Annotated in this window: 10 protein-coding genes; 4 read left to right on the top strand and 6 right to left on the bottom strand. The window is 63.0% G+C overall.

Features of this window, described 5'->3' with window-relative positions; translation table 11 throughout:
- Nucleotides 1–7 precede the first annotated feature (7 nt).
- The 5 genes from iolD to ACTJLB_RS20260 all read right to left on the bottom strand — a co-directional run bounded on the left by iolD (nucleotide 8) and on the right by ACTJLB_RS20260 (nucleotide 7,317).
- On the bottom strand, nucleotides 8–1,996 hold the full coding sequence (iolD, locus tag ACTJLB_RS20280) for a 3D-(3,5/4)-trihydroxycyclohexane-1,2-dione acylhydrolase (decyclizing) (protein ID WP_440784286.1): 1,989 nt from the start codon (nucleotides 1,994–1,996) through the stop codon (nucleotides 8–10).
- Nucleotides 1,993–4,041 (bottom strand): bifunctional 5-dehydro-2-deoxygluconokinase/5-dehydro-2-deoxyphosphogluconate aldolase, encoded by a 2,049-nt coding sequence (locus tag ACTJLB_RS20275; RefSeq protein WP_440784285.1) that lies wholly within the window; start codon nucleotides 4,039–4,041, stop codon nucleotides 1,993–1,995. The genes iolD and ACTJLB_RS20275 overlap by 4 nt, the downstream gene beginning before the upstream one ends.
- A gap of 63 nt (nucleotides 4,042–4,104) precedes the next feature.
- A complete protein-coding gene (locus ACTJLB_RS20270) occupies nucleotides 4,105–4,944 on the bottom strand; it encodes an ATP-binding cassette domain-containing protein (RefSeq protein WP_408192264.1) in 840 nt (279 codons plus the stop codon).
- A 13-nt stretch (nucleotides 4,945–4,957) separates the two neighbouring features.
- Entirely contained in the window at nucleotides 4,958–6,130 is a 1,173-nt protein-coding gene (locus ACTJLB_RS20265) for an ABC transporter permease (RefSeq protein WP_131319802.1), read from the bottom strand.
- Between the two features lie 140 nt (nucleotides 6,131–6,270).
- Nucleotides 6,271–7,317 (bottom strand): sugar ABC transporter substrate-binding protein, encoded by a 1,047-nt coding sequence (locus ACTJLB_RS20260; protein ID WP_020069486.1) that lies wholly within the window; start codon nucleotides 7,315–7,317, stop codon nucleotides 6,271–6,273.
- A gap of 277 nt (nucleotides 7,318–7,594) precedes the next feature.
- On the opposite strand from ACTJLB_RS20260, the gene ACTJLB_RS20255 reads away from it, so the two are divergent.
- The 4 genes from ACTJLB_RS20255 (at nucleotide 7,595) to ACTJLB_RS20240 (ending at nucleotide 10,891) form a co-directional block, all read left to right on the top strand.
- Complete coding sequence (locus ACTJLB_RS20255; protein WP_020069488.1) at nucleotides 7,595–8,476, top strand: MurR/RpiR family transcriptional regulator; 882 nt, start codon at nucleotides 7,595–7,597, stop codon at nucleotides 8,474–8,476.
- The gene (iolG, locus tag ACTJLB_RS20250) at nucleotides 8,469–9,488 is read left to right on the top strand and encodes an inositol 2-dehydrogenase (RefSeq protein WP_440784283.1); all 1,020 of its coding nucleotides are present in this window, start codon (nucleotides 8,469–8,471) and stop codon (nucleotides 9,486–9,488) included. The genes ACTJLB_RS20255 and iolG overlap by 8 nt, the downstream gene beginning before the upstream one ends.
- Complete coding sequence (locus tag ACTJLB_RS20245) at nucleotides 9,485–10,531, top strand: Gfo/Idh/MocA family oxidoreductase (protein ID WP_204522199.1); 1,047 nt, start codon at nucleotides 9,485–9,487, stop codon at nucleotides 10,529–10,531. The genes iolG and ACTJLB_RS20245 overlap by 4 nt, the downstream gene beginning before the upstream one ends.
- 132 nt (nucleotides 10,532–10,663) lie before the next feature.
- Complete coding sequence (locus tag ACTJLB_RS20240) at nucleotides 10,664–10,891, top strand: sulfurtransferase TusA family protein (protein WP_027776570.1); 228 nt, start codon at nucleotides 10,664–10,666, stop codon at nucleotides 10,889–10,891.
- A 118-nt stretch (nucleotides 10,892–11,009) separates the two neighbouring features.
- Here the strand turns inward: ACTJLB_RS20240 and galU are convergent, their stop codons facing one another.
- Nucleotides 11,010–11,891 (bottom strand): UTP--glucose-1-phosphate uridylyltransferase GalU, encoded by an 882-nt coding sequence (galU, locus tag ACTJLB_RS20235; RefSeq protein ID WP_027776571.1) that lies wholly within the window; start codon nucleotides 11,889–11,891, stop codon nucleotides 11,010–11,012.
- Nucleotides 11,892–11,896 lie beyond the last annotated feature (5 nt).

The raw sequence follows: 11,896 nt of genomic DNA, 5'->3' as shown, positions 1-11,896 counted from the left end.
AGCGTCCTCAATCGTTGGCCTGGTCGTTGCTGTTGCCGCTGCCGTTGCCGCTGTTCTCTGCCGAAGCGGGCGCTTTCCCGCGCGCTGAGATCTGCGCGTCGTAGTTTGCTCGCGCTTCGCGCACGCTCGCTCGCGACGAGACTTCGGGCACCGCGACTTCCCACCACCAGCCGCCGTCGCTCGTCGTGCGGGCCGGATCGGTGTCGATGCTGATCACGTACGTCCGGTCCGCCGAGCGCGCGCGTTGCAGTGCGGCTTCCAGTTCCGCCACATTCGCCGCGTGTTCCGCTCGCGCACCGAGTGCGCGGGCGTGCGCGGCGAAGTCGATCTGCGGCGCGCCGAGCGGGCCCTGCATGCTGTCTTCGAGCAGGTTGTTGAATGGCGCACCGCCGCATGCCTGTTGCAGGCGATTGATACAACCGTACCCGCGATTGTCGAGCACCACGACAATGAGCTTCGCGCCGAGCATCACCGACGTGGCGATCTCGCTGTTCATCATCAGATAGCTGCCGTCGCCCACCATCACGATCACTTCACGCTCGGGCCGCGCAAGCTTCACGCCGAGTCCTCCGGCGATTTCGTAGCCCATGCACGAGTAGCCATATTCGACGTGATAGGCGCCTGGCGTTCCGGCGCGCCACAGCTTGTGCAATTCGCCGGGCAAGGTGCCGGCCGCGCACACGACAATGTCGTTCGCCGGTGAATTCGTGCTTGAACGTTGCACGGCGCCGATGACATCGCCTTCATAAGGCAGCACGGAATCTCGTTGCGGCGCGTGCGTGAGCGCATGCACGGTATCGCGCCAGCTTGCGGCCAATTCGTGCGCGCGCGAGGTCCACGCGCGATCCGCCTGCCAGTCTTGCAGACGTTCGGCGAGTGCGTCGAGCGCGAGACGCGCGTCCGCCTCGACGACTTGCGCGCGATGCTTGAGGGCGTCGAACGCATTTGCATTGATGCCGATCACGTCGGCTTGCGTGAACAGCGTATTCGAGCCGGTTGTGAAGTCCTGCAAGCGCGTGCCGAGCGCGAGCACGCAGTCGGCATCGCGGGCGAGCGCGTTGGCCGCGGGCGAGCCGGTCACGCCCAGCGATCCGGCGTTCAGTGGATCGTCCCATGCAAGCGAACTCTTGCCGGCTTGCGTCTCCGCAACCGGAATGCCGTGCGCGGCAGCAAAACGTTGCAACGCATCGGTCGCACGGCCGTACAGCACGCCGCCGCCCGCAACGATCAGCGGACGCTTCGCGCGCTGCAAACGTGCTACAGCAGCGTCGATTTCGTCGACACGCGGTGCCGGCGCATAGAACGTGACAATGCGCGGCGCAAAGAAGTCGGCAGGGAAGTCCCACGCCTGCGCCTGCACGTCTTGCGGCAACGCAAGCGTGACCGGCCCGCACGACCCGGCGTCGGTGAGCACGCGCAGTGCGCGGGGCAGTGCGCTCAGCAGTTGCGCGGGATGCATGATGCGATCGAAGTAGCGCGACACGGGTTTGAACGCGTCGTTCGCGGAAACGCCGCCATCGTGGAAATCTTCAACCTGTTGCAGGACCGGATCGGGCGCTCGCGACACGAAGATGTCGCCCGGCAGCAGCAGCACCGGCAAACGATTCACGTGCGCGAGCGCGGCGGCCGTCAGCAGATTGGTAGCACCTGGTCCGATCGACGTGGTGACCGCCATCATGCGTCGGCGAAAGTGCGCCTTTGCATAAGCGATCGCGCTGTGCGCCATCGCCTGTTCGTTATGGGCGCGCAGCGTCGGCAGCTCGTCGCGATGCTGATACAGCGCCTCGCCCATGCCGGCGACGTTGCCGTGTCCGAAGATCGCGAACACGCCGCCGAAAAGCGGTTCTGTTCCCAAGCCGTCTTCAGTGGCGACGCGTTGTGCGGCGAGGTAGCGAACGAGCGCTTGCGCGGTGGTCAGCCGGATGGTCGTACCTGAGACTACCGCGCCCGCCGATGCCGCCTCGTCGTGTTCATGATGTAACTCGCGCTGATTCATGCCGCCTGCTCCTGATGAACACGGTTGCTGGCGCCTCGTTCGGCGGCGGCGGCGTCCCGCGCCGCGCGCCACGATGCGATTAGCGTTTCGAACGTGCGGCGCACGCGCGCGATCAATTCGTCGTCGCCGATCTCGCCTGCGAGCCACGCATGACTCGGCTCGTGGAAGATCGTGCGGCCAACTGTGAAACCGCGACACGTCGACGAGCGCGCCGCCGCGCGAAAGCCCTCGTTCAACTGCTCGACGCCCGCCGACAAACCGAGCAGCACGACGCCCCGGCAATACGGATCGCGCTCGGCGATCAGCGCGTCGATGTTGCGCCATTGCGCGGCGTCCATCGGTTCGAGCTTCCACCACTCGGGATAGATGCCGATGTTATAGAGCCGCTTCAACGCGCGATACACAATATCCGGACCCTGCGGCAAGTTCGCGTGCTTCGGCGGAATCACTTCGAGCAGCAACTCGTGCCCGCTTGCTTGCGTCGCGTCGTAGAGCGCGCGCAATTGGGCTTCCTGTTCGAGGCGCTGTTCGACGGGTTCGTCGGGGTGGAATTGCACGAGGCACTTCGCGACGTGTTCCTGCGGCCACGACACGAGCGTCGTGCCGACCGAGCGGCCATGGTCGAACACGAGCGGCACCGAGCCGGGCAGCTCGACCGGGCGGCCGATCCACCAGCCGCGGCCCGTTGCCGCGTTCAGCGCGTCCTGGCCGTAGCGGCTGTCGATCAGCACGCCAATGCGGCCTTGCAGGCCCAATGCGCTTTCGGTCTGCGCGACCGCGTCGACGAACAGCCCCTTGAGCTGGGCGATGCGTGCTTCGCTTGCGCCGCTCTGCTGCGCGAGTTCAAAGAACTGATTCCGATGATCGAACGCGAAGCCGAGCACTTCGTCCCACTGCTTGCGCGCAGGTGTCACGCGATGCAGGCGCGCCAATGTCGCGTCGCGGTCGGGGCGGCGCATACGCTCGGGATCGGCCTTCGCCTCGCGCAGAAAGTAGTCGAGTTCAGCGGGCGTCGGCATGGCCGGCGCGCACGCGTGGCGCGAAACGACGAGTGCACCGCTGGCATTCGCGGCACGCGCGCAGGCGTCGAGCGGTTGATCGCGCAGCCATCCGGAGAGAAAACCGGACGCGAAGGCGTCGCCGGCACCGAGCACGTTCAGCACTTCGACTTCCACGCCGCCGTGCACCGGCGTGTCGTCGAGCGAGGCGGGCACTTCGCCGTCGATGATCTGGCAGCCCATCGGCCCGCGCTTGAGCACGAGCGTGGCCGGAGTGACCGCGCGCACCATTGCCAGGGCGTCGACGAGATCGCTTTTGCCGCCCGCAATGCGAAATTCCTCCTCGGTGCCGATCACGAGATCGAACAATGGCAGGATGCGTTGCAAATGCGCGGTGACTCCTTCGCTTGCAACAAAGCGCGTTTCGCCGTCCGCCTTACCTGTGAGGCCCCACAACACGGGGCGATAGTCGATGTCGAGAACGGTGCGCACCTGGTTGCGCCGCGCGTAATCGAGCGCGCGGCGGCTCGTGCGGTTCACCTGTTCGGTCGAGAAGTGCGTGCCGGTAATCAGCAGCGCTTTCGACGACGCGATAAATGCCTCGTCGAAATCCGCTTCGTCAACGGCCATGTCCGCGCAATTCTCGCGATAGAAGATCAGTGGAAACGTATCGCGATCTTTGAGGCCGAGCAGCACGAGCGCGGTCAGACGTTCGGGATCCACGCGCACGTGGCTCACATCGCAGCCTTCCTTCGTCAACGTTTCGGTGAGAAAGCGGCCCATGTGATCGTTGCCCACGCGTGCGAGCATTGCCGACGCAAGTCCAAGGCGCGCGCATCCGAATGCAATGTTCGCCGACGACCCGCCGAGATACTTCGCGAAGCTCGACACGTCTTCGAGCCGCGCGCCGACCTGCTGCGCGTACAGATCGACCGCGAGCCGGCCAAGACACACGATGTCGCGGCTGCGGCCCGGCGCGAAGCGGCTGCCGGCGGTTGCGCCCGGCTGCTGCGCCGGCGTACCGCTGAATGTACTGGATTGAGCCATGAATGTCCCTGAATGACGGAGCGCGGCGAGCGGTGCCACGGCAGCAGCCGCCGCGCGAATGAATCAGATCGTTGCGCCTTCGAGTTCGCCTATCATCTTCTGCATCTCGGCACCGCCCGCCATCATGTCGAGCACTTCGTCCTTGCTGATCGTTTCTTTTGTGAACGTGCCGAGCGATTTGCCGCGATTGAGCAACGTGAACGAATCGCCGATCGGATACGCGTGATGCACGTTGTGCGTGATGAAGATCACCGAGATGCCTTTTGCGCGCGCCTTGTGGATCAGCTTTAGCACATTGAAGCTCTGCTTGACGCCGAGCGCAGCGGTCGGCTCGTCGAGGATCAGCACACGCGCGCCGAAATGGATGGCGCGCGCAATCGCAAGGCACTGTTTTTCGCCGCCTGACATCGTGCCGATCGGCTGATGCGGATCGCGCACGTTGATGCCCATTTCTGCGAGCTTGTCGCGCGCTGTCGTCGCGCTCGTTTCGAGATCCATCACGTTCAGGAACCCGAACAGTTTCTTTTGCGGCTCCCGTCCCATGAAGAAATTACGCGCGACGGAGAGCAGCGGCACCAGCGCGAGATCCTGATAGACGGTCGCAATGCCGAGATCCAGTGCGTCTTTGGGCGACTCGAACAGCACCGGCTTGCCGTCGACGAGATACTGGCCCGACGACGGTTGATGTACGCCCGCCAGAGTCTTGATCAGCGTCGACTTGCCCGCGCCGTTGTCGCCGAGCAGGCAATGAACTTCGCCGCGTTTCAGGCGCAAGGTCACGCCGCTTAGCGCGATTACTTTTCCAAAGTATTTGTTGACGTTCTCGAGAGCGAGGATCACGTCGTCCTGCGGCGCGGCACTCGTCAGATTCATTTCGTTCGTCACATGGTTCGTATCGGACATGTGCGTCTCCTCGTTACGATTGCGCGACGCGACGGCGCACATAGTGATTGAACAGCACGGCGATGAGCAGCATCACGCCGAGGAATACGCGGAACCAGTCGGAGCTCACATTCGTATAGGTGATGCCGATTTGCACCACGCCGAAAATCAGCGCGCCGAAACATGCGCCGATCACCGAGCCGTAGCCGCCCGTCAACAGTGTCCCGCCGATCACCGCCGCGATGATCGCCTCGAACTCCTTCTGCAAACCGCGGTCGGCCGCAGCCGAGCCGATATCGCACACTTGCAGCACCGCGAACAGGCACGAGCAGAACGCGGTCAGCACGAAGAGCAGGATCTTTACGCGACGCACCGGAATGCCGACGTTTTTCGCCGCGTTGGCGTCGCCGCCCACTGCGAGAATCCAGTTGCCCGCGCGCGTTTTCGCGAGGACGAATGCGCAGATCGCGGCGAGACCGAACCACCACAGAATTACTTTGGGAATGCCGGGCACGAGCGCGTGACCGTTATCGAGCAGGGTGCCGATGCCGTGATGCGCGAGCATCGTGAAGAGACCCTGCAGCGCAACGCCGTGGAAGAGCGTGTTGGCGAGCCAGTCCTGCTGTGCAAGATCGCCCACGCCGGAAACGATGGTGCGGTCCGCGAACATGATCGACAGCGCAAGGGTGAGGCCGCGCAGAATAAAGAGGAACGCGAGCGTGACGATGAACGACGGCAGGCGCGTGCGCATCACGAGATAGCCGTTGAGCGCCCCCAGCAGCATCGAGCCGACGAATGCAAAGAGAATCGCGAGCGAAATCGGCCAGTGAAAATACACGGTGGGGATCGCGACCATCATGCCGGCAAAGCCGATCATCGAGCCGATCGACAGATCGAACTCACCGGCGATCATCAGGAGACAGGCGCCCACGGAAAGAATCCCGAGATAAGCGGACACCTGCGACCAGTTCATTACGCCGTCGAGATTGAACATGCCGGAGCCGCCGGCCGTCAACGCGAAGACTAGAAACACCAGCACCGCGCCGGAGATCGCGGCGAACTCGGGGCGGTTCAGCAAATGACCGAACCATGATTCCTTGCGCACGCGCTCGTCGCGCCCGTCCGTTTCGGGGCGCGACGCAGCGCTATGCGAAGCGGCGCTATTCGAGTCGACGCGCGGTGGAAAGTGCTTGCCGGCTACACCCATGATGTCTCCTTGGAGCCGGCTGTGTGTCCGGGCAAGCGGGAATGCGTTGCGGGAACGACAGCCGGTGAAATGCGCGTTGGCAGCGAAGCCGCCCGGCGGGAGCGTTGCCCGCCGCGCGCGTGACTAGCTAGAGAAAAGAATCAGCGGTACTGCCCTGCGTATTTGATGACCTTGTCGAGGTTTTCCTTCGTGATGAAGCCCGGACCGGAGCGAATATTCTTCGGGCCATACGAAGGCGCGAGGCCGTAAGTGGCAAGCCGTGCCTTGAACTTAGGATTCGCTTCGAGAATCTGGCGAATCTTCGCGGGGTCGGTGGTGTGCTCTTTCTTCACGATGGCCAGCACGGCGACCGGAATGTAGCCCTGCAGATACGGCTGCTGATCGATCGCGAACTGGATCGTGCCGTTCTGGATCGCCTTCGCGATGTCGTCGGAGAAGTCAAAGGTGCAGAAGTAGATCTTGCCGTTCAGGCCCATTTGCTGCACTGCTTTGAGCGTGGCCGAAGCGGGCGTCGGTCCGAGCGTGAGAATGGCGCCGGTGTTCGGATGGTTGCGCAAATAGGCGCTGACTTTCGATTGAATCTCGGTCGGGTCCTGGCCGGAATCGATCGTGGAGGACTTGTAGTCGACGCCAAGCGCCTCGGCGAAACCGCGGCAACGGTCGAACGAAACGGTGTTGGTCGCGAGGTGATTCACGCACAGGAACGACTTCACGCCGGCTGCTTTCGCCTTTTCGCCTGCCGCCTTGCCGGCGACGTACTCCGGCTGGCCGATGTGCATGATCGCGCCGAGTTGCGCGCTTTGTTCCTCGGTGCCCGAGTTGATCGTGACGAGCGGGATCTTTTTGGCGGTGACTTTGTTGATAGAGCTTTTCAGCACGTCGTAATCGGCGATGGTGACGATCACACCGTCGTAATTGCGCGCTGCGGCCTGTTCGACGAGACGCGCCATATCGGCGATGTCACCGTTCGGCGGATTGCGATAGTCGGTCTCGACGTTGAAGTCCTCATCGGCCTGCTTGATGGCGTTTTTAATCGTGTTCCACCACGAATCGGAGTCCGGCGCGTGGCTGATCAGCACGAAATGAGCGTCAGCCGCGCGGGCGGCCGAGGCCGCTCCGAATCCCGTCGCCAACGTCAAAGCCGTCACCAGAATCCTGAGCGTAGCCTTGCCCTTGCAAAGTCTCATGTCTCCACCTTTCTCGGTCTGTCGTTATTGAAGGAGCGTGTGGCGCACGGTACGCAAGGCGGCACCGGAGGTGTCGCACGATCGCCGCAGCACCATCGCTCACGACCAAGATTAGGTCATCTTCGAATGGCTTGCAATGGAAATTTCACCGTAGATAAAAATGGAAAATACGTTCCATTTATGCGGTGCGCTGCCTATAATCGGCAACGTCAGCAGCCTCTGCGGCGCCGGTCCGAAAGCGCCTGCCGCAGTGCAGTAAAGCCCCGAAGAGAGAACCATGGCGGAAGAAAGCACAGAAGAATTGCCGAGCGTCGAAGAATTGATGCAGCGCATCGCCGATAACTACGAGGCGCTGCCGCGTCAGTTGAAGAACGTCGCGACGTATATCGAGCAACATCGTTCGAGCGTGATGGTGGACCGCACGAGCGATATCGCCGCGAGTTGCGGCGTGCATCCGTCGGCGGTCGTGCGATTTGCGCAGCGCTTTGGTTTCTCCGGCTTCTCCGATTTGCAGGCGGTGTTTCGTCAGGCGTATACAGGGCAGGGTGCGTCGTCGCCCAGTTATCAGCAACGCATTCGCAAGCTCATTGACGAGAAGCCCGGTGCGTTGTCCGGCGGCGCGGTCGCGCGCGAGTTCATCGCGGCTTCCCGCGGCGGTCTCGAAGAACTCGAAGCGGGGCTCGACGACAAGCAGTTCGACGCCGCCGTGAAGATGCTGCAACAGGCGGACAACATCTATGTGATCGGCGTGCGGCGCTCGTTTCCAGTGGCGAGCTACATCGTCTATGCGTTGCAGCACACGCCCAAGCGCGTGCACCTCGTATCGGGTTTCGGCGGCATGTACCGCGAGCAGATACGCAGCGTGAAAAAGGGCGACGTGGTGATCGCGATCAGCTTCGCGCCTTATGCGAAGGAAACGCAGTATTGCTTGCGGGTCGCGCATCATCATCAGGCGAAGACGCTGGTCATTACGGACAGCCAACTATCTCCGCTCGCGCGTTACGCGAGTACCCAGCTGTATGTGAAAGAGGGCAGCGCGTTCGCGTTCCGCTCGCTGACCAGCACGATCTGCCTGTGCCAGGCGCTCTTCATCGCGCTTGCGTACAAGCTCGAATTAAACGTAGAAGAATCGAAAGACACTGGAGGATACGATGACTGACGCAGCAAAACCGATCGACGTCGCAGTGTTCGGCGCGGGCCGTATCGGCAAGATTCACGCGGCCAATCTCGCGCGGCAACCGGGCGTGCGGCTGAAATATGTGGTCGATGTGAATAGCGAGGCGGCCGCGGCGCTGGCTGCCGTGCATGGCGCCAAGGTGGCCGATATTGACGGCGCAATGGGCGACGCGTCCGTCGGCGCCACGGTGATCTGTTCGAGCACCGACACGCATGCCGATCTGATCATGAAGTCGGCCGCTCAGAAAAAACATGTGTTCTGCGAGAAGCCGGTCGACCTGACGCTGGAGCGTGCGCGGGCTTGTGCTGATGCCGTTGAGCGCGCGGGCGTGGTGTGCATGATCGGCTTTCAGCGCCGCTTCGATCCGACGTTCTCCGCGTTGAAGGCGCGCCTCGATGCGGGCGAGATCGGCGCGCCGGAAATGCTGGTGGTGACGAGCCGCGATCCAGGCGCGCCGCCGGTGGACTACATCCGCCATTCGGGCGGCATCTTCAAGGACATGCTGATTCACGACTTCGACATTTTCCGCTGGATTCTCGGCGACGAAGCGGACACGTTGCACGCTACCGGCAGTTGTCTGAGCGACCCGGCAATCGCGGAGGCGGGCGACATCGATTCGACCGCGGTGACCATCCGCACGAAGCGCGGCCGCCTGTGCCAGATCAACACCGCGCGCCGCGCCGCCTACGGCTACGACCAGCGCTTCGAAGTGCTCGGCAGCGCGGGCATGCTGCAGGCGGGCAACGTGCGGCCCACGGAAGTCACGGCTTACTCCAGGACGCAGGTGTCGAGCGACGTGCCCGAAGCGTTTTTCCTCGAACGTTATCGCGCCGCTTATGCGCTCGAAATTGCGCATTTCTTCGAGGCGGTCACGCAGGGCAAGCCGGTGCGCACCACGGTGGCCGACGGTTTGAAAGCGCTAGAACTCGCTGAGGCCGCCACGCGCTCATGGCGCGAGGGGCGTGCGGTGAAGCTCGGCGAGGCCGCGCAATGAGTGCGGCGGCGTCAACGCGGCGGCTGCGTCTCGGCGTGGTCGGCCTCGGGCGGCTCGGCAAACGTCACGCTGAAAATCTCGCGTATCGCGTGCCGGGCGCGGAACTGGTTGCTGCTTGCAGCCCGCTCGAAGAAGAGCGGAGGTGGGCGCGCGACGCTTTGCCGTCGCCGCGCCTTTACGATGACTACGCGCGGCTGCTGGACGACAAAGACGTGGACGCCGTGTGGCTCGTCACGCCGTCGTCGTTGCACGCGCAGCAGATCGTCGACGCTTTGCGCGCCGGTAAGCACGTGTTCTGCGAAAAGCCTTTATCGCTCGATCTGGCCGAGTGCGAGCGCGTGCTGCACGAGGCTGCGCAGTACCCGCATCTGCAGGCGACGATTGGCTTCATGCGGCGTTTCGATCCGAGCTACAAGGACGCGTTCGACAAAATCGAAGCGGGCGCGATCGGGCGGCCGTTTCTCGTGCGCTCGCAAACCACCGACAAGAACGACACCGACGGCTTCTTCGTGCGCTTCGCGGCAACTTCCGGCGGCATTTTCCTTGACTGCACGGTGCACGACATCGACGTTGCGCGCTGGCTGCTCGGAAAGCCGCGTGCGAAGCGCGTGTTCGCGGCGGGCGCCGTCGCGCTGCACGAAGGCCTGCGTGAATTCGGCGATGTGGATAACGGCGTGGCGATCTGCGAATTCGAGGACGGCAAGCTCGCCATGTTCTACGCGTCGCGGACCCAGGCACACGGTAACGACACGCACAGCGAGGTGATCGGCACGGCAGGCGGACTGACCATTGGCCATAATCCGCGCGCGAATCGCGTCGAGATTTACGACGCGACGGGCATTCGCAACGAGTGCACGCCGAGCTTCTTCGATCGCTTCGAAGAAGCGTTTCTGCACGAGGCGCGCGCGTTCGTTGCGTCGGTGCAGGGCGGGGCGGGATCGACCGCGCAAGCGGGCGCGACGCTCGCCGACGCGCTGGAAGCGACCCGCATCGGCAATGCGCTGCGGCAGTCGCTGCAAAGCGGGCAGGCTGTGACGCTGTAGCGTCGATATGGCTGGTTGGGCGGCGTGGTGCGCGGTGCCCGCGCCGGCAAGGCGGCGAAGGCTGCGGTAGAATTTGACCCTCTGTCCGGCGTCGCGAACGACGCCTTGTCCCGAAGGTCATCGTCGATGCAAATTCAGATTCATAAGGAAGTCGATGCGCGCGGGCTGATGTGCCCGCTGCCCATTTTGCGCGCCAAGAAGGCGCTCGCCGATATGGAAAGCGGTCAGATTCTCAAGGTGCTCGCCACCGACCCCGGCTCGCAGCGCGATTTCGCCGCGTTCGCGAAGCAGACGGGCAATGAGATCGTCGAGAGTTCGGCGCACGACAAAGTCTTTACGTTTCTCATGAAGCGCCGCTGAAGCGCATACATTCAGACGCACGCTCCAAAACAAAAGGCGCTGTGCCCGCGAAAGCGGGGCACAGCGCCTTTTTGACTTTCGGGAGATGCCTCGCGATTCAAGGCATCTCGCAGGGGCTTTAGCCTTCCAGAACCGGCGAACGGGTACGCAGATATTCGTCGAAATCCGCGGCCACTTCGGGGTGACGCAGCGCGAACTCGACCGTTGCCTTCAGATAACCGAGCTTGCTGCCGCAGTCGAAGCGCGTGCCATGGTACTTGTACGCGAGAACCTGTTCGTCGGCGAGCAACGACTGGATTGCGTCCGTAAGCTGCAGTTCGCCGCCGGCGCCCGGCTTGATCGAGCGGATGTGGTCGAAAATGCGCGGTTTGAGCACGTAGCGGCCCACCACGCCGAGATTCGACGGTGCGACGCTCGGTTCCGGCTTTTCGACGATGCCCGACATCTTGATGATCGAGTCTTCCCATTCCTTGCCGTCGACAATGCCGTACGACTTGGTTTCCTGCGCCGGGATCTCTTCGACGCCGATCACCGAGCTGTGATAGTGGTCGAACACCTCGATCATTTGCGTCATGACGGGCGGCGTGCCGTACAGCAAGTCGTCAGCCAGAATCACGGCAAACGGGTTGTCGCCCACCAGCTTTTCCGCGCACAGCACGGCGTGGCCGAGGCCGAGCGCTTCGGGCTGACGCACGTAGAAGCAGTCCACATGGCTCGGCTTGATGCTGCGCACGAGTTCGAGGAGCTTGTCCTTGCCGCGCGCTTCCAGTTCGGCTTCGATTTCGTACGATTTATCGAAGTGGTCTTCAATCGCCCGTTTGCTGCGGCCCGTGACGAAGATCATTTCGGTGATGCCGGCCGCCATGGCTTCTTCCACCGCGTACTGAATCAGCGGCTTGTCGACGATCGGCAGCATTTCCTTCGGGCTTGCCTTCGTGGCAGGGAGGAACCGGGTGCCAAGACCTGCTACCGGAAATACTGCCTTTGTAACTTTTAGCATGTGAT

It is taken from the genome of Paraburkholderia sp. 22098, from assembly GCF_052045935.1.
Taxonomy (GTDB): domain Bacteria; phylum Pseudomonadota; class Gammaproteobacteria; order Burkholderiales; family Burkholderiaceae; genus Paraburkholderia; species Paraburkholderia caledonica.
The sequence above is the reverse complement of the archived record's forward strand: the minus strand, read 5'-3'. Positions and strand labels throughout refer to the sequence as shown.